The 17,449-nt window shown below is 51.4% G+C and carries 17 protein-coding genes; 10 read left to right on the top strand and 7 right to left on the bottom strand.

Annotation, left to right across the window (positions count from 1 at the left end):
* Window positions 1-115: 115 nt before the first annotated feature.
* Window positions 116-1,693, top strand: coding sequence for a BCCT family transporter (locus M662_RS16915; RefSeq protein ID WP_026577907.1), 1,578 nt, complete (start codon window positions 116-118; stop codon window positions 1,691-1,693).
* Between the two features lie 91 nt (window positions 1,694-1,784).
* On the opposite strand, the gene M662_RS16910 is transcribed toward M662_RS16915, so the two are convergent.
* Window positions 1,785-3,272, bottom strand: a complete 1,488-nt coding sequence (locus M662_RS16910; protein ID WP_008632932.1) for a gluconokinase — start codon at window positions 3,270-3,272, stop codon at window positions 1,785-1,787.
* 174 nt (window positions 3,273-3,446) lie between these two features.
* On the opposite strand from M662_RS16910, the gene M662_RS16905 reads away from it, so the two are divergent.
* Window positions 3,447-4,343 (top strand): AEC family transporter, encoded by an 897-nt coding sequence (locus M662_RS16905; protein WP_026577908.1) that lies wholly within the window; start codon window positions 3,447-3,449, stop codon window positions 4,341-4,343.
* Window positions 4,344-4,639: 296 nt separating this feature from the next.
* Here the strand turns inward: M662_RS16905 and M662_RS16900 are convergent, their stop codons facing one another.
* Window positions 4,640-4,846 carry a hypothetical protein gene (locus tag M662_RS16900; protein ID WP_008632930.1) on the bottom strand — a complete coding sequence of 69 codons (207 nt, stop codon included), beginning with the start codon at window positions 4,844-4,846 and terminating at the stop codon, window positions 4,640-4,642.
* Between the two features lie 17 nt (window positions 4,847-4,863).
* Window positions 4,864-5,148, bottom strand: coding sequence for a hypothetical protein (locus M662_RS16895; protein WP_026577909.1), 285 nt, complete (start codon window positions 5,146-5,148; stop codon window positions 4,864-4,866).
* A gap of 195 nt (window positions 5,149-5,343) precedes the next feature.
* Here M662_RS16895 and M662_RS16890 point away from each other — a divergent pair, with 195 nt between their 5' ends.
* Both M662_RS16890 and M662_RS16885 read left to right on the top strand, forming a co-directional pair.
* Window positions 5,344-5,748 (top strand): hypothetical protein, encoded by a 405-nt coding sequence (locus tag M662_RS16890; RefSeq protein ID WP_062514804.1) that lies wholly within the window; start codon window positions 5,344-5,346, stop codon window positions 5,746-5,748.
* 105 nt (window positions 5,749-5,853) lie between these two features.
* Window positions 5,854-6,345, top strand: coding sequence for a sigma-70 family RNA polymerase sigma factor (locus M662_RS16885; protein ID WP_026577911.1), 492 nt, complete (start codon window positions 5,854-5,856; stop codon window positions 6,343-6,345).
* 39 nt (window positions 6,346-6,384) lie between these two features.
* On the opposite strand, the gene M662_RS16880 is transcribed toward M662_RS16885, so the two are convergent.
* Window positions 6,385-6,762 (bottom strand): hypothetical protein, encoded by a 378-nt coding sequence (locus M662_RS16880; protein WP_008632926.1) that lies wholly within the window; start codon window positions 6,760-6,762, stop codon window positions 6,385-6,387.
* A gap of 169 nt (window positions 6,763-6,931) precedes the next feature.
* Between M662_RS16880 and M662_RS16875 the strand changes: the two genes are divergently transcribed.
* Entirely contained in the window at window positions 6,932-7,423 is a 492-nt protein-coding gene (locus M662_RS16875) for a VanZ family protein (protein ID WP_035388166.1), read from the top strand.
* Window positions 7,424-7,726: 303 nt separating this feature from the next.
* Here M662_RS16875 and thrB read toward each other — a convergent pair whose 3' ends face one another.
* Genes thrB through M662_RS16860 form a run of 3 tightly spaced genes read right to left on the bottom strand, consistent with a single transcriptional unit; the run spans window position 7,727 to window position 10,990 of the window.
* Window positions 7,727-8,644 carry a homoserine kinase gene (gene thrB / locus M662_RS16870; protein ID WP_026577913.1) on the bottom strand — a complete coding sequence of 306 codons (918 nt, stop codon included), beginning with the start codon at window positions 8,642-8,644 and terminating at the stop codon, window positions 7,727-7,729.
* On the bottom strand, window positions 8,641-9,696 hold the full coding sequence (gene thrC / locus M662_RS16865) for a threonine synthase (RefSeq protein WP_008632920.1): 1,056 nt from the start codon (window positions 9,694-9,696) through the stop codon (window positions 8,641-8,643). Before thrC ends, thrB begins: the two co-directional genes overlap by 4 nt.
* Before the next feature lies 1 nt (window position 9,697).
* On the bottom strand, window positions 9,698-10,990 hold the full coding sequence (locus tag M662_RS16860) for a homoserine dehydrogenase (RefSeq protein ID WP_008632919.1): 1,293 nt from the start codon (window positions 10,988-10,990) through the stop codon (window positions 9,698-9,700).
* Window positions 10,991-11,388: 398 nt separating this feature from the next.
* Here M662_RS16860 and M662_RS16855 point away from each other — a divergent pair, with 398 nt between their 5' ends.
* The 5 genes from M662_RS16855 (at window position 11,389) to M662_RS16835 (ending at window position 17,164) form a co-directional block, all read left to right on the top strand.
* Window positions 11,389-11,628 (top strand): hypothetical protein, encoded by a 240-nt coding sequence (locus tag M662_RS16855; protein WP_008632917.1) that lies wholly within the window; start codon window positions 11,389-11,391, stop codon window positions 11,626-11,628.
* Between the two features lie 155 nt (window positions 11,629-11,783).
* Complete coding sequence (locus M662_RS16850) at window positions 11,784-12,773, top strand: LacI family DNA-binding transcriptional regulator (RefSeq protein WP_026577914.1); 990 nt, start codon at window positions 11,784-11,786, stop codon at window positions 12,771-12,773.
* A gap of 153 nt (window positions 12,774-12,926) precedes the next feature.
* Entirely contained in the window at window positions 12,927-14,324 is a 1,398-nt protein-coding gene (locus tag M662_RS16845; RefSeq protein WP_026577915.1) for a sucrose-specific PTS transporter subunit IIBC, read from the top strand.
* Window positions 14,325-14,479: 155 nt separating this feature from the next.
* Window positions 14,480-15,436, top strand: coding sequence for a mannose-6-phosphate isomerase, class I (gene manA, locus M662_RS16840; protein WP_008632910.1), 957 nt, complete (start codon window positions 14,480-14,482; stop codon window positions 15,434-15,436).
* Between the two features lie 21 nt (window positions 15,437-15,457).
* Window positions 15,458-17,164 (top strand): phospho-sugar mutase, encoded by a 1,707-nt coding sequence (locus tag M662_RS16835; RefSeq protein WP_026577916.1) that lies wholly within the window; start codon window positions 15,458-15,460, stop codon window positions 17,162-17,164.
* The last annotated feature ends 285 nt before the right edge of the window (window positions 17,165-17,449 follow it).

Raw genomic sequence — 17,449 nt, 5'->3', positions numbered from 1 at the left:
CTTCGGCAAAAAAATAGTAAAAAACCTTTTTATTATTCCGTTATAGCATATTTATCAGCGGGTAGAGGGGAGTAGACCCGTTAAGAAAAAAGGGGAATAAGATTAGGAGGATTCGATGAAAAGCAAGAGATTGGTGGATTATAAGATTTTTGTGCCGTCGCTTCTTATGATGGCGGCGGTCAGTGTTCCATTCGTCCTCTTTGAAGAAGAGTCACTGAAATGGTTAAACGCTGTTTTTGATTACATAGTAAATATGTTCGGCTGGGGGTACTTGTGGTACGGAATCCTGATAACGGGGGCGGCGCTTTATTTTTCCTTCTCCAAGTATGGGAAGGTCGTCCTCGGTGACCCGCAGGAAAAGCCGCGATTATCGCTGTTTTCTTATGCAGCCATCCTGATTGCCATGGGGGTGGGCTCGACGATCATGCGGACGGGAATGCTGCAGTGGACGTCGGTTGCGAACGATCCGCCGGCAGGAGTGGAGGCCGGTTCACCGGAATCCCTGTTGTGGGGAAACGCCTACAGCATGTTCCTCTGGGGCTTCCAAGTGTTTGCGATCTTCGTCATGATTGCCCCGGCGATGGGGTATATCCTGCATGTAAAAAAACGGCCGCTCCTGCGGATATCAGAAGCGTGCCGCTCCCTGTTTGGAGACCGCTTCACAGAAGGCATCGGCGGTAAGCTCCTCGATATGCTGTTTCTGGTCAGCATCCTTGCCGGCGCCGCGGTGACACTCGGGTTGGGAGCACCGATCATAACACAGAATTTATCTCATTTATTGAACATTCCCGTCACCTTTACGCTGACGCTGATCGTTACGATCATCTGGGTCTTTTTGTTTTCCTTAAGTGCATATTTAGGTGTTGAAAAAGGGATCAAACGACTCAGTACGTGGAACATGTACCTTGCCGGAATCTTTGCGGTCTTCGTTCTGGTTGCCGGGCCTGGAGTGTTCATCCTGAATTATTTCTCGGACAGTGTCTCTTTCCTCGTTTCCAACTATTTGAACCTGTCTCTGAATACTGACTCGGTCCATCAGGGCGGTGCCTCCCATATCCAGAGCAACACGGTCTTCTGGTTCGCCTACAGTGCGACATGGGCTATGCTGCACAGCGTGTTTGCAGCGAAGATTTCGAGGGGGAGGACGATCAAGGAAATGATCCTTACCTACCTTTTGGCACCGACAGCCCTTTCATGGGTCGCTACGGGGGTTCTCGGCGGCTTAGGCGTGCACCGCTATTTATCCGGTGATCTGTCTGTGCTTGAGCTTGTTGAAGAAAAGGACCGGATGGCTGCCATTCCGGATATTTTGGCAACGCTGCCGTTTGGAAATATCGCAATCGTTATCTTTATGATCGTCGCCCTTATTTTCCTGACGACAACGCTCGATTCGACGACGTACACGGTTGCTGCTTATACAAGTACCCGTGATATGAGCCGGTTCGAACCGCCGCGGGTCCTGCGTATCCTTATCGCAGCTATTATCACCGTCTTCGCTCTCATCCTGATGCGTGTCGGCGGCCTCGCTCCGCTGAACGTCGTGTCGGGGTTGATGGGGCTGCCGATCATTCTTGTCCAGTTCCTGCTCGTTTATGCAGCGAAGCGGATGATGGACGAAGATAAGGCGTGGATGTATAACGTCCATAAACAGGACCATCAGGAAGCAGCCAGGAAACAGAGAGTGAACGGATAAAAGGGCGTTTGGAGGTTATTAGCCTCGTATCTCGGATGAAGGCTTAAAATGATAAATCCCCGCTCGGGAATCCTGAGCGGGGATTTATCATTTATGACAGCTGGTGAAGACGGAAGAAGTCGTCCTGCAGCTTACCGGAGACCGATTGGTAGACGTCGAAGAGTTTCTTGTATGTCTCATGACGTTCGGGATCGGGCGTATAGTGCTCCTGCATCGGAATGGAATCCTTGATTGCCTCCAAGCTGTCCGTAAGCCCCAGGGCATAGAGAGCGACCCAGGCAGCACCCCAAGCAGAGCTTTGGTGACTGACGGGAATGTCGATTCGTTTGTTGAACATATCGGCGACCATCTGCACCCATAACGGCGAGCGGGCGAATCCTCCGCTTGCAAAGATGCGGTCGTGACTGTTTCCAAGGCGCTCGAGGGCACTTGCGATGTGCAGCACCGAGAAGAGTACTCCTTCCATAGCGGCACGGGTCATGTGCTCTTTGCGGTGGTTCGGCGTCAGACCGATGAAGGATCCTTTCGCTTCCGCCTGCCAAAATGGAGCGCGTTCTCCGTTCAGGTAAGGCAGGAACAGCAGGTTGTCTGCACCCGGGGCGACCGAACCGGCAAGCTCCGTCAGCTCTTCGATCGACATTTCTTCACCTTTGTTTTCGAACAGGCGCTGGACCCATTGAAGAACGAGGCCGCCGTTGTTGGAAGGACCGCCTGTAATCCAAAGGTCATCAGAGAAACGGTAGGAGAAGATCTCCTGTTTTTCGTCAAGAAGCGGCTCCTTCGAGAACTGGCGGATCGCACCGCTTGTACCGATTGTGATGGCTGTTTCTCCCGGCTGGATGGCGCCGATACCGAGATTGGCAAGCGGACCGTCGCTTCCGCCGATGACGAACGGGGTGGAGGACTTCAAGCCTGCTTTCTCTGCGATGGCTGCATCCATGCCTTCCATCGTGTAGGTCGGCGGCACCGGGGAGAAGAGCTGTTCTTCGCTGATGCCGGCGATTGCAAGTGTCTCCTCATCCCATTCGTTGCTGTGGATGTTATAAAGGCCTGTCGCAGCGGCGACCGAGTAATCGACGACTTTCTCGCCGAACCAGCGGTAAAGCAGGAATTCCTTCACAGAAATATAATAAGCGGCCTGTCCACACGGTTCATACCCGTTCTCCTTCATCCAAACAAGCTTGGAGAGCGGAGACATCGGGTGAAGCGGCGTGCCTGTCCGCAAATAGACGTCGGGATGTTCTTCCTTCAGGTGTGACGCCTGTTCCGAGCTGCGGGCGTCCGCCCAGATGATGGAAGGCGACAAGGGAGCTCCGCTTTCATCGGTACAGATCAGGGAATGCATAGCCGAGGAGAGACCGACACCGACGATCTTATCGGCATCGAGTCCGGCGACGCTGAGACGGATCGATTCCAGCGCTGCCTTTTCGATCACAAGCGGGTCCTGTTCGGCATAGCCGACCTGCGGGTGATGGAGCGGGTATGCAACTTCATGCTCTGCGACGACGTGTCCATTTTCCTCGAACACGACGGATTTGCTGCTTGTCGTACCTAAATCTAAGCCTATGACGTAATTCATTTCTGACTTCCTTTCTATATGAGAACGATTTCAATAACTCTATCATCTATTGTAAACGATAACATTTCCAATTCATAGGGAGCAAGAAATTTTCCTCATCCCGAAGCTAACAAGGGCCGATATTTCTGATAAACTAGTAGAGTTCTAGTATTTAACAGACAGGGTGGTTATATAATGGCAATTTTCTTTCAGGTAGTACTTCCTGTCGTACTGATCTTCTGTACCGGGTTCGTCCTACAAAAAGTACTGCGCCTCGAAATCAAGTCGATTTCGACGGTCGCTCTCTATATCATGCTTCCGTGCCTCGTCTTCAAGACGTTCTACGAAGCGACGTTTGACCGCAATTACTTCCTGATGGTCCTTTTCTCGGTGTTTCTGTTGATCGCCATCCTCGCTGTCAACAAAATCGGGGCAAAGGTGCTCCGCTACGATACACCGACGGAAAGCGGACTGATTTTATCCACGGCCTTTATGAACGCCGGGAATTACGGGGCGCCGATTGTCCTGTTCGCCTTCGGAGAGCAGGGCTTCGTTTATTCCGTCTCGTTCATGGTGCTTCAGCAGATCGTCATGAATTTCTTCGGCGTCTATTACGCAGCAAAGGGAACAGCCGGCATTACGATGGCTTTGAAGCAGGTGGCCAAAATGCCGCCGACGCATGCGATCTGGCTCGCACTCGTGTTCAAATATACGCCGCTTTCGATTTCCGATAATATCATGTCGAGCATCGAGCTCGTCGGGAACGCCCAGATTCCGACCGTCATGATCCTGCTCGGGATGCAGCTTGCCAACATCACCGTGAAGAACCTGGCCTGGGACAAAGTTTCCTATGCGGTTTCGGTCCGGCTGCTTGTCTCCCCGCTTATCGCCTGGGCGCTGACGGTGATCCTGCCAATGGGGGATCTGATGGCGAACGTGCTGATCGTATCGGCAGCCATGCCTTCTGCGGCTACGACGACGATGTATGCCGTCCAGTTCGATTCGAAGCCTGAACTCGTCTCAAGCATCACGCTCATGACCACGCTCCTAAGCGTCGTCACTATCCCGATCGTTCTCAATATACTGACGTAAAGGGTATTTTGACAAAAATAACGTGGCGAGAGCGGGCTGCAGGAAAGGGGGCGCTTTCCGCGGGGCGGCCGCTGAGCCTCATCATCGCGTTGCTCTTCCGGGGTCTCACCTGTGCCACACCTCCCGCAGGAGTCTTTCATGCCGAGGTTTACACAAGTGTAGATGGTGTTTTAAAGCTGTATAACTTTTTCGGAAAAGCCCATTGTCTTGAGTTCGATTTGGTTATTATATTTAAACGAAGTTTTTACACAAACGGAAAAAAGCCCCCGTTCCATTCGGACGGGGGCTTTTCGTATTTAAGACGGCGTCTTTTCCTTGTCTTCTTTCCTCGACTTCAAGAACATATAAATATTCGTGAAAAACAGCGCGATCGCAACGATCATGCTGAACGACGACAGCTCAATCATATCGGTGAACCATCCAAGGATGATGAAGATTAGAAAAAACGCTGCAAAGCCTAGATGAAACATAAACTCTTCCTTTCCATCATTCGTCCCTGCCATTATAACATCTTCCGGACTCAGTCCGGCGCATACATGTAGAAACGGTAGACCGTGAATTCATTGCCGACTTCGATGTTGTAGGATTCGATCGGTAATTTGGAATAAAGCAGCCCGTCTGCCTGCTCGACGGATATGTGGGTGACGTACTCCTTCGTTTCCATGATGGGGATGGGGTAGGGATTGACGATTTCGACCATCCATTCATACGCGAGCCGCTCCAGGAAAGCGTGAGTGAACGTAGTCGGTGTATCGTCCAGCCAAATCTTGGTGAGAGGAGATAGAGATCGAGTGGAAGCTTCCAATGCTGATTCCTCCGTTTTCCGTTGGATTTAGTGGATTTATTTTCCCTTTCTATTACAAGTATAAACGAGGATAGAAGCAGAGGATAGTTTCTCGCGCAAACTTTTGCGGAGGCGGAGGACGGTCGATTCGCTTTTGCCGATCTTTCCCGCAATTTCATAGGTCCGGTAGCCTGCCATCGCAAGCAGGCAGGTGCTTTGTTCCAGTGCGGTGAGGTTAGCGTGAAGGGAGAGATCAAGCAGGAACATCCGGTCATGGAGGTCGTTTTTTGGATGAGGGAAAGGGGGATGCTGGGTTGTGGAAATCAGCTGCAGCCGGCGCTTGGATTGGAGATGGCTGAGGAGCTTCCAGGAGAGATGGTGGAAATAGTAGGTGGAGAACTTGCCTCGGGAAGAATCGTAGGTTTCTTCACAGTGTTTGTAGATGAAATAGGCCTCCTGGCAGTAGTCTTCATAAGGCTCAGGAATCTTGTGGCGGTGAAGGATTTGGTAGACGAGGTTTTGACAGCAGAAAAACGAGGGGATGTGGCTCATTTTACACTCCTTTCTACCTATCATTATCTTCCATTTCATAGGAAAAGGAAAGCGAAAATGGAAGTTTAACAGCTTTTTTTAGTTGAAAATCAAGAAATTGATAGGTATATGACACCAAAAATCCATTTTTTAACGATTATAGTATGAACGTTAAAAAATGGAAGGGGTGGCACTGTGATCGATGAGCAATTCAGTCAGTTGGTTGCGGATAGTAAGAAGCTGATTCATTATCACATCCGAAGGCTTCACATCATGGATAGGAACGGGGATTTTTTTGCAGAAGGGATGGTGGCGGTGTGGAACGCCTCCCGGACGTATGATCCGGCGGCGGGTAAGTGGGAGACGTATCTCAGCTGGAAGATCAGGAACGCGCTGATCGATCTCATCCGCAAAGATTCCCGGACACAGGAAAAAGAGACGCTGTGCCGGCGCAGTTTAAGCAGCACGGACGCGTCTCTGTGGGAAGATGTAATAGAAGATGAGTACTTCTGGATTCAAGTGCGGAATCCGCTGACGGACAATCAGTGGAAATGGGTCTATCATCATTTCATTCACGATCGTTCGCTTAAGCAGATCGCTAGTTTGGAAGGAGTGACGATCGATGCGGTGAAGAATTGGGGAAGACATGCAAGAAGGAAGCTGAAGGGGCTGAAGCTTGAGGCATAAAAGCCCTGAAGAACGCGTCCCCAGGACTTTCGTGCGCGTTTATCGATCAATCGTGATGTTAATTTTAGTAAGGCCGAGTGCACGTGCCGCTTTGATCATCTTCGCTGCCTCTTGCTCTGCGTCCTGGATGTGGATATCATTTCTTGAGATGCTTAGTGCTGTCCCGCCAGACAACAGGTTCGTATTCTCTTTCGGTTCTTCCTTGATCGTGAATACAGGTGCCTGATTCAGCTCCGCATTCATTTCCTCTTGACGGATACGGTTGACGCGTCCGCGGATTTTACGACCATGGTAAACGACGCTCGCATAAGGACAGCCTGTCTCCTGAGCGATCTCCCGGTAGTTTTTATCTGTCTCCCCGATCAAACGCTTCACTTCTGCAAGGTCGTAATCGTATTGTTTACTCTTCTTTGCCATGTTGAATCCCCCTTTTCTTTCTCTAGTTACCATTGTATACAAATTCTATCGTCATTAATAGTACTATATATAAATCTTTTGATACAAATTTCATTCTATTGCTTAAATGGGGTTTTATTGTAAAATGTTGATATATCAAATAAATAGAGTGATAGAAAGTGTGAATAAGTTGTCAAAAAATAATAAGTTTTGGATTATACCCGTGCTCCTCGTCATGGGGATTATTTTTTACAGTTCGGCGACGCCGTATGGAGATCAGGACCTGCGTCCATCGCTGATGTCCTACCTTCCTCTAGACGCGATGAAGCCTGTTCTTGAGCCGATTGATTTCATGTACCACGGCAAGCCGGTGAACCTTGCCAGTCACGGGCCGGCTGGGCTTGTGGAATTCTTGATCCGAAAAGCGGCACATGTGACGGTGTTTCTTCTGTTGATGGTGACGTCGTTTCTCGCATTACATAAGCTGACGAGTCTGCGGCTTTTGCCGAAGCTTGGAGCAGCGTTTGTGATTACGGTGCTGTACGCTTCGTTTGATGAGTTTCATCAGTCGTTGACGCCGGACCGGACGCCTTACATCGGGGATGTGGTGCTAGACAGCTTCGGAGGTTTGATCGGTGCGCTGCTTATTTTGGTCATTTGGCGGTTTGGGAAGCGCGCTTAGGGTTTTTTCGGCTGCCGCCGGGGGGCTGCGGGCAGGGCTGCGCTTTCCGCCTTGATTAACCCACCTACAATAAAGGATAAAAAAACCGAACGGCGTCCACCTTTGAATAAAGGGATCGCGTTCGGTTTTTTATTAGCTTTAAGTTTAACCAGCTGATGATTGGAGGGCAGGGCGAAGACTCCTGCGGGAAAAGCGAGACAGGAGAGACCCCGGAAGAGCGGAGCTCTGAGGAGGCTCGCCGGCCGCCCGCGGAAAGCGCAGCCCTGCACGGAAATCATCAGCGGCGGCTAACAGCTAAACCGTTTAACAGTGCTTCGCTTCGGTCTGTTTGTGGACGGTGACGCCTGTCAGGTGAGCTTGGAGCGGCTCGACTTGGAAGTCTGTAAGCTCTTGCTTCAAGCGTGCCGCTTTCGCTTCGTCCCACTCGTCGAAGAGGGCGAGCATCGTCGGGCCTGCGCCGCTGATATAGAAGCCGAGAGCTCCTGCGTCTGTGGTCGCTTTCTCAACGTCAGTGAAGCCCGGAATGAGAGCCTGGCGGTAAGGCTGGTGCCAGCGGTCGCTCTTCATCATCCGGCCGGCAAGCTCCCAGTTCTTCGTCGCAAGCGCTGCGACGAGTACGTTGGCACTGCCGCTGTTATTGACGGCTTCTTTGTAAGGAAGCTCGACAGGCAGAAGACCGCGGGCTTTCTCTGTCTTCAAATGGTAGTTCGGAATGACGGCGAGCCACGTCAAATCATCCAGTCCATCGGTGAAGTGGACGTAATCAAGAGCGCCGTTATCATAATTCGAGACCATGATACCACCGTAGATCGCCGGGCCGACATTGTCGGGATGCCCTTCAATCTCACAGGCGATCTTGAATTTATCATAATCGCTCAAACGAAGATCGAGCAGCTGGTTGGCAAGTTCGATGCCGCCGACGACCGCTGTCGAGGAACTTCCGAGCCCGCGGGCGATCGGAACGTCGTTCGTCATCGTCACATGCGTCGGAGGCAGGGAATCGTGTCCATGGACCTTGGCTGTATGGAGCGCCGTTTGATAGACGAGATTCGTTTTGCCGGACGGGATATAAGGCTGGTCTTCTTCGGGAACGGCAAAGTGCCATTCATCGGCCGGACGGCAGTCGAGCGTGACGAACTTCGTTAAGGCGATGCCGACAGAGTCGAATCCAGGCCCGAGGTTCGCGGATGTCGCGGGAACCTGGATCTGGAAGCGGGTCATGATTGGACTCCTGTGACCGCCGATGCGAAGACTTCATAATCGTTTTCAATAAGGGTCGGTTTGACCGGGCTGTGCTGGATCGCTGTCGTCGGGTCCTTGAGTCCGTTTCCTGTCAGGACGTGGACGATTTTCGAGCCTTGCGGAATCGTGCCGTCTTTCACTTTCTTGATCATGCCGGCGATGGAAGCACAGGAGGCAGGCTCCGCGAAGACGCCTTCCTTCTCGGCCAGCAGCTGATACGCTTCGATGATTTCTTCATCCGTCACTTCATCGATCAGGCCGTTCGATTCATCACGCGCCTCAATCGCTTTGTCCCAACTTGCCGGGTTTCCGATCCGGATGGCTGTCGCAAGCGTCTCCGGATTGTCGATGACCTGGTTGCGGACGATGGCGGCAGAACCGCTCGCTTCAAAGCCCATCATTTTAGGAAGGCCGGTCTGTTTCGTTTCGTTATATTCCTTGAAACCTTTCCAGTAGGCCGTAATGTTACCGGCGTTGCCGACAGGGATGCTCAGAATATCCGGAGCACCGCCGAGGACGTCACAGATTTCGAAAGCGGCTGTCTTCTGGCCTTCGATCCGGTATGGGTTGACCGAGTTTACAAGCGTCACCGGTTCTGTTTCTGCGATTTTACGTACCATGCGAAGGGCGTCGTCGAAGTTTCCTTTGATAGCAAAAATCTCTGCTCCGTACATAACGGCCTGGGCCAGTTTACCTTCGGCGATTTTCCCGTCCGGGATAACGACGATGCAGCGGAGGCCGGCGCGTGCCGCAAAGGCAGCAGCTGCTGCGGATGTGTTACCGGTCGAGGCACAGATGACCGCCTCGGAGCCTTCTTCGATCGCTTTTGCCATCGCCATCACCATGCCGCGGTCCTTGAACGATCCGGTCGGGTTCAACCCTTCGAATTTCACATAGCCTTCGATGCCGAGATCCTGAGAAATCGTTGGAATCGGAATCAGCGGTGTGTTTCCTTCATACAACGTCAATGCCGGTGTCTTATCTGTAACGGGAAGAAACTCTCCGTATTGTTCAATTAATCCTTTCCACATATCATTCGCCCCCTTCTACGCGGTAGACGCTGTCGATGCCCTGCACCGAATCCAGGTCCTGCAAATCGCGTAGTGCTTTCTCAAAGTCTTCTTCGCTTACCTGATGAGTGACCATCATCAATTCCCGTTGGCCTTCCTCGGCCGCTGCACGCTGGGTGAACTGATCGAAAGAAATATCGTATTCTGCGAAAATGTTCGTCAAATCTCTCAACATGCCTGCTTTGTCATCGACATGAAGACGGATGTATTTCTTCGCAAGCTGTTCTTTCTTCGTTTTCACCTGCTTTGCGAACTGCGGCTGCACGTAAGAGGTGCCGGTCGTACCGAGACGGATGTTCTTCAATACGGAAATCAAATCGGCGACGACTGCCGTAGCCGTCGGCAGCTTGCCTGCGCCCGGTCCGTAGAACATCGTTTCTCCGACTGCGTCTCCGTAGACGTAGACGGCGTTGAATTCATCATTTACCGATGCGAGCGGATGCTGAGCCGGCAGAAGGGTCGGCTCGACGCTTACGGATACACCGTTATGATCGCTCTCCGCAATACCGATCAGCTTGATGCGGTAGCCCATTTCCTGGGCGAAGTTGATATCATCAATAGAAATGCCGCGGATTCCTTTGACATGCACATCTTCCAAATGGAACGGCATCGAGAAGCCCAGGATGGAAAGGATCGTCATTTTCCTTGCAGCATCCAGTCCATCGACGTCTGCTGTCGGATCTGCTTCTGCGAACCCAAGCTCCTGCGCTTCCTTCAATACGCTGTCGAAGTCGACGCCTTCATTCGCCATTTTCGTCATAATGAAGTTCGTCGTTCCGTTCACGATCCCCATCATCTTCGTGATCCGATCGGAGGACAATCCATCCATGATGCTGCGGATGATCGGAATACCGCCTGCAACACTCGCTTCATAATAAAGGTCGCAGTTATGACGCTGGCAGGCAGCGAACAGCTCCGCACCGTGCTGGGCGACAAGGTCTTTGTTCGCTGTCACGATATGCTTGCCGTGCTCGATCGCTTCCAGCAATACAGCTAATGTGTGATCGATACCACCCATCACCTCTATGACGACATCAATATCCGGATCTCTCGTAATGTCTTCATAGCGATCCGTGAGCTTCGTTTCGGAAGGCAGCTCGCGCGGTTTATCCAAATCGTGGACGAGTACCGACTTGATGGTGACATCGCACCCTGTCTTATGTTCGATACGTTCTTTATGATCGCGCAGGATCTCTATGACACCGCTCCCGACCGTGCCTAATCCCAATAATCCTACGGTAATGGTTTTCTTCATCGTTCACACTCCCCTGTCCATCTGAAATATACATGTTTCTTTATATAAAGGACATTGTAACGGAAAGGCATAGTAAGTACAAGAGTGAATTATCCGACGATTCCGCAGGGTTCGAGCCGGTTTACACCCGTCTTCGGGAACAGATGCGACTGCTTCGACCGTTCCCAAGTTTTTCTCCGTCTTTTTCCTATATAAAAGAAAAAAAAGAATGAAAAGAAAAAGAGGCCTATAACGGGAATTTGATTACAAAATTCTGACAATATCAACACTTCGACCGCGACATGCCCGCCAAACCCGGGATATAAGGATATCGAAAGGTCTTGACTGGAAACAAAAGGTAGATTATAAAGGAAAGGAAGCGTAAGAAAAAAGAACTAGATAATTAAGGGGGATACGTTATGTCATGGTTTAGTTTGCAATTGCCGGGTCCGCTGCAGAAATACGAGCGGGTCATCCGTTCTGTCATCAAGGAGCTTGGGATTGACGGATGGGAAGAAGAGTATATTGAAGAGGGCGTCGGCGTAGTTATGCGCATGGAAAAGGAACAAGCCGGCACAGAACCGCAGGTACTCCACGAAACGACCGTGTACCACATCCTCAAAGACCATTTCTGCCAATCATTAGACAGCCACTCTTAATCTCTTCGGTCAATCCGTCCCCGGGAAGCTCCTTTCCGGGGACTTTCCATGTCTTCGCTGTCCGACTTTCCCCTTAAAAATTGTCTATCTCTGGACAACGGCTTCATATTTCTCTACGATGATAAATGAAAAGGATTCCATGGAGGATGAAAGCAATGACTACAATCAATGATATAGCACAAATGGCGAACGTTTCCCGGACGACGGTATCACGCGCATTGAACGACAGCGGATATGTCAGTGAAGAGGCGAGGGAGCGGATTATGAAGATTGTCGAAGAAACCGGTTACATCCCTAGCCAGTCAGCGAAGTCGCTGCGGACGAAGCGTTCCGGCGTCATCGGTGTCATTCTGCCGCGGTTAAGTACAGAAACATCGACCCGTGTCGTAAACGGGATCAATGAAATTTTATCTAAAGAAGGATTCCAAATCCTGCTTACGAATACAGAGCTTGATGAAAAGAAGGAAATCGAATACATCCGCCTTTTGAAAAGTCGTAATGTTGACGGCATCATCCTGCTTGCGACGAACGTCAATGACGCGTTGATCCAGGCGATTCAGGATACAGATGTCCCCTTCCTTGCTATCGGCCAGGAGCTTCCCGGTGTGACGTCGATCGTCTATGACGACTACCATGCTGCAGGGGATGTGACGAACATGCTGATCCAGAAGGGGCATGAACAGATTGCGTTTATCGGCGTGGGAGAAGACGATCCTGCCGTCGGTCGTGTGAGAAAACAGGCATATAGAGATAGAATGAAAGAAAACGGCCTGACCATTAAAGAAGATTGGGTGACAGAGGGCGATTTCAGTGTGGAATCCGGGTATGAAGCGATGAAGCGGATCCTCCGTGCCAGTAAAGAAACGAAGCCTACGGCTGTGTTCGCGGTGACGGATCGGATGGCGATCGGTGCGATGGAGTATTTGAAGGAACAGGGCTACTCGATCCCGGAAGACATGGCTGTTGCCGGCATCGGGGCATCGATGATGTCGAAGCACGTGACCCCGTCCCTTACTACCGTCGACTATTTCAACAAAGAAGCTGGGAGGAAAGCGGCGAGCGTATTGCTCCAGAAATTAAAAAAAGAAAATTTAAATAAAAAAATGGAGTTAACGTATAGACTAATAGTCCGAGATAGTGTATAGTCCTAATTGAAAACGCAATCATGTAATCGTTCACACACGAGTTACACCTGGTTATAAACATCAATTTCATTAGCAATTATTCACTATCTAAATTTTTTTATGAAATGTGTAATCGATTACACGTGCACACTAAAACCCGAAAGGAGAATTACCATGGCAGATAACGCTCAAATTGCAAGAGACGTCATCAAAGCAGCTGGTGGTCAGGAGAACATCGCCTCTGTCGCCCACTGTGCGACACGGCTGCGGATCATGCTTCATGACAAGGAGAAAGCGGACATTTCTTCCATTGAAGAAATCGATAAAGTGAAAGGTGCTTTCTATAACTCCGGTCAGCTGCAGGTCATCTTCGGTACTGGTACCGTCAACCGTATTTATGAAGAAGTGATGAAACAAGAGGTGCAGGGAGCTACGAAGGAAGAAGTGAAGCAGGAAGCGAAGAAACAGGGGAACTCATTCCAGCGTGCGATCCGTACGTTCGGAGACGTCTTCGTTCCGATCATTCCGGCCCTAGTTGCCACTGGTCTGTTCATGGGACTGCGGGGACTTCTGACACAAGAAGCGATTCTCGCGCTCTTCGGTCTCACGCCTGAAAGCATTCCGGAGAACTTCATCCTGTTCACCCAGGTGCTTACCGATACGGCCTTTGTATTCCTGCCGGCGCTTGTCGCCTGGTCGACCTTCAGGGTATTCGGAGGCAGTCCGATACTCGGGATCGTCATCGGACTCATGCTCGTATCACCGGCGCTGCCTAACGCTTGGGCTGTTGCCGACGGAAGTGCAGAACCGCTTGAGTTCTTCGGCTTCATTCCGGTAACCGGCTATCAAGGGTCCGTCCTTCCGGCATTCATCACCGGTATCGTCGGGGCGAAACTGGAGAAAGCCTTGAGAAAAAGGATTCCGGAAGCACTCGATCTTATTCTTACACCATTCTTAGTGCTTTTGATCATGATCACGCTTGCTATGTTCATCATCGGACCTGTGTTCCATATTGTTGAAAACGGTATCTTTGAAGCGACGCTGTGGGTCTTGGAACTTCCGCTTGGTATCAGTGGACTGATCATCGGTGGACTTCACCAGGTCATCGTTATCACCGGGGTACACCACATCTTCAACCTGCTTGAGATACAGTTGCTTGACCGCGTTGGTTCAAACGCGTTCAACCCGCTGATCACAGCAGCGATCGCTGCCCAGGGTGGCGCGGCGCTTGCAGTCGGCTTGAAGACGAAGAAGAAGAAAATGAAAGCATTGGCGCTGCCATCCGCTTTGTCCGCGTTCCTCGGTATCACCGAGCCCGCGATCTTCGGTGTCAACCTGCGCTACATGAAGCCGTTCATCATGGGTCTCATCGGTGGAGCCGTCGGTGGTTTCTTCGCCTCCATCACAGGCTTGAAGGCTTCCGGTATGGCGATCACGGTAATCCCGGGATCCCTGCTGTACCTGGACAGCTCCTTCATCTTCTACTTGCTGACGAACATCATCGCCATCGGTGTCGCCTTCGGATTGACGTGGGCGTTCGGATTCAATGATAAGATGCTGGAAGATAAATAAGCCCTTTTTATAAGAAGAAAAAAATCCGGACATCTTCCGCATTCTGAACAGAGTGCCGGACGATGCTCCGGATTTTTTCTTGAGCAGAAAGGCGGCCCTTCTGGATCGGCCGCTATGGTACAATAGTGTTAAAAAACTGGAAAGAGGTGCAGCGAATGTACAACGAACCGATTTATTTAGAGCCGGCGTTCAAGGAACGGCTCTGGGGTGGAACGAAGCTTGAAGAAATCTTCCATTATAAGATCCCGTCCGACTATACCGGAGAAGCGTGGTGTATTTCCGGGCATAAGAACGGGCCGAATACGATCAAGAACGGACCTCTGGAAGGAAAGACGCTTCGGGAAGCGTGGGACAGCCATCGTGAGCTGTTCGCCGGAGAAGAAGGCGAAGAATTCCCGCTGCTCGTGAAGATTCTGGATTCGAAGAAGGACCTCTCCGTCCAGGTGCATCCGGACGATACATATGCACGTGAAGTGGAAGGGGAGAACTACGGCAAGACCGAGTGCTGGTATGTGCTCGACTGTGAGGAAGGCTCGGAAATTATTTTCGGACATCATGCCTCGAATAAACAGGAATTTGAAGCAATGGTGGCGAATGGAGAATGGGGGGACTTATTACGAACCATTGAAGTGAAGCCCGGAGACTTCTTTTACGTACCGAGCGGGACGATCCACGCGATCGGAGCGGGGATTCAGATCTTGGAAACCCAGCAGAGCTCGGACATCACGTACCGCGTCTACGACTATGATCGTGTCGGGCAGGACGGCAACAAGCGCGAGCTGCACCTCGATAAGTCGATCGAAGTGACGACGGTTCCGCATGTCGACCCTGAAATCGAGCGCACGCAGTTCTACCAGGAGGATCTGCGGAAAGAGAGACTCGTCGAAGAGAAGTATTTCTCCGTCTATCGCTGGGACCTGGAAGGCGAATGTAAAGGACTCACCCCGGAACCTTATGTACTATTGAGTGTCATCGACGGGACAGGGGAAGTGATCGTGGAGGGCCGCTCGTATCCATTCAAGAAAGGCGACCACCTGATCATCCCGGCGACCGTCAAGACATTCGATTTAAAAGGAAACGCTTCCTTGATCGTTTCCAACTCAAATAAATAACAAACCAGAGGAGTGTCGCGTATGTGGAAAGAGCAGTACGAACGATGGAAAGAATTCAAAGGACTGGATGCCGAGCTTTCAACGAAGCTTGGAGAATTGTCAGAAGATGAACAGTCCCTGGAGGATGCATTCTACAAAGACTTGGAATTCGGAACGGGAGGCATGCGCGGAAAGCTCGGACCGGGAACGAACCGCATGAACATCTATACCGTCCGTAAAGCGGCAGAAGGCCTTGCTGCTTACGTCAACGATCAAGGCATGTCGAAGAAAGGCGTCGCCATCGCATACGACTCCCGCTACATGTCCAAAGAGTTCGCGGTCGAAACGGCGCGCGTCCTCGGAGCACACGGCATTCCATCCTACGTATTCACTTCCTTACGACCGACACCGGAATTGTCGTTCGCTGTCCGTCATCTCGGCGCAGCAGCAGGCGTCGTCGTGACGGCAAGCCATAACCCGCCGGAATACAACGGCTTCAAAGCCTACAACGAAGACGGCGGCCAGCTGCCACCGGAACAGGCGGAGATTATGATCGATTTCGTCAACAAAGTCGAGAACGAACTGGAAGTCGACGCAGCCGATCAGAAGGAATTGGAAGAGAACGGCCTTCTGCGCTGGATCGATGAAGAGGTCGATCAAGCCTACTTGAAAGCGTTGGAATCCGTCACCGTCCAGAAAGAGATCGATAAGGATCTGTCACTCGTCTTCACACCGCTGCACGGAACGGCCCGCCACCTTGTGGAAAAAGGATTGGCGCAGAGTGGTTTCACATCCGTCCATATCGTGGAAGAACAGGCCAAACCGGATCCGGAATTCTCCACCGTCGCTTCTCCGAACCCGGAAGAGCATCAGGCGTTCGAAATCGCCATCGAACAGGGCAAAGCGATCGGTGCGGATCTCCTGCTTGCGACAGACCCGGATGCCGACCGTCTCGGCGTCGCCGTACCGGATGAGAACGGGGAATACCAGGTGCTGACCGGGAACCAGACCGGTGCCCTCATGCTCGATTACATCCTCGGCCAGTCGGCGGAAATTCCGAAGAACGGCCGCATGATCAAGACGATCGTGACCTCCGAATTCGGCCGTGTCATCGCCGATTCTTACGGCATCAGCTCTCTTGATACACTGACAGGCTTTAAATTCATCGGTGAGAAGATCCGCGAGTACGAGCAGACGAAGGAACACACCTTCCTCTTCGGTTATGAAGAGAGCTACGGCTACCTTGTCAAAGACTTCGCCCGCGACAAAGATGCCGTCCAGTCGGCTGTCTTGATCGCTGAAGTCGGCGCCTACTATAAGAACCAGGGCAAGACGCTTCTGGATGCGTTGAACGATCTGTACGAGAAGCACGGCTTCTTCCTGGAAGGGCTTCAGTCCATGAAGCTTGAAGGAAAAGCAGGTGCGGACACGATCCAGACGATCATGAACGACTTCCGCGAAGCGGATATTAAGGAAGCGGGCGGCAAGAAAGTCGTGGCTGTCGAAGACTACAGCACGTCCATCCGCCGCGACGTCGAAAGCGGCAGCGAAGAACACATCGACCTGCCGGCATCGAACGTCGTGAAGTTCATTCTGGAGGACGACTGCTGGTTCTGTCTCCGCCCGTCCGGAACCGAACCGAAAATCAAATTCTACTACGGCGTGAAGTCCGGAGCGAAAGCCGACAGCGAAGCACTGCTTGAAGCAGTCAAAGCAACTGTCAACGAACGCCTCCACGCGCTTATCTAAATACAACCGACCCCTTTCCTTAGTGGAAAGGGGTTTTTTGTATGGGGAAAGGTGTGATGGAAACAGGTGATGATCCTTTGTATAGAGACCGGGCTCCGGGAGTTGGGACGCTTTCCATGGGGCGGCCGGTGAGCCTCCTCATCGCGTTGCTCTTCCGGGGTCTCACCTGTTCCGCTAATCCCATAGGAGTCTGCCCAACTCCCTCCGCCCTTTGCCGTAAGGGGACTTTTTAAGCCTAATGGGCATAGTACATAGGTTCCGTACTTCTCTAACCAATTTGTGATG

This window comes from Bacillus sp. SB49, assembly GCF_000469135.2.
Lineage (GTDB): Bacteria > Bacillota > Bacilli > Bacillales > Halobacillaceae > Halobacillus.
This window is presented reverse-complemented; position numbering and strand designations above follow the sequence as displayed.

Coding starts and splice junctions, on each gene's coding strand:
- M662_RS16855 (WP_008632917.1), top strand. CDS start 11,389: ATGTCATGGTTTAGTTTGCAATTGCCGGGTCCGCTGCAGAAATACGAG.
- M662_RS16845 (WP_026577915.1), top strand. CDS start 12,927: ATGGCAGATAACGCTCAAATTGCAAGAGACGTCATCAAAGCAGCTGGT.
- M662_RS16860 (WP_008632919.1), bottom strand. CDS start 10,990: ATGAAGAAAACCATTACCGTAGGATTATTGGGATTAGGCACGGTCGGG.
- M662_RS16900 (WP_008632930.1), bottom strand. CDS start 4,846: ATGGCAGGGACGAATGATGGAAAGGAAGAGTTTATGTTTCATCTAGGC.
- manA (WP_008632910.1), top strand. CDS start 14,480: ATGTACAACGAACCGATTTATTTAGAGCCGGCGTTCAAGGAACGGCTC.
- M662_RS16905 (WP_026577908.1), top strand. CDS start 3,447: ATGGCAATTTTCTTTCAGGTAGTACTTCCTGTCGTACTGATCTTCTGT.
- M662_RS16835 (WP_026577916.1), top strand. CDS start 15,458: ATGTGGAAAGAGCAGTACGAACGATGGAAAGAATTCAAAGGACTGGAT.
- thrC (WP_008632920.1), bottom strand. CDS start 9,696: ATGTGGAAAGGATTAATTGAACAATACGGAGAGTTTCTTCCCGTTACA.
- M662_RS16880 (WP_008632926.1), bottom strand. CDS start 6,762: ATGGCAAAGAAGAGTAAACAATACGATTACGACCTTGCAGAAGTGAAG.
- M662_RS16910 (WP_008632932.1), bottom strand. CDS start 3,272: ATGAATTACGTCATAGGCTTAGATTTAGGTACGACAAGCAGCAAATCC.
- thrB (WP_026577913.1), bottom strand. CDS start 8,644: ATGACCCGCTTCCAGATCCAGGTTCCCGCGACATCCGCGAACCTCGGG.
- M662_RS16850 (WP_026577914.1), top strand. CDS start 11,784: ATGACTACAATCAATGATATAGCACAAATGGCGAACGTTTCCCGGACG.
- M662_RS16915 (WP_026577907.1), top strand. CDS start 116: ATGAAAAGCAAGAGATTGGTGGATTATAAGATTTTTGTGCCGTCGCTT.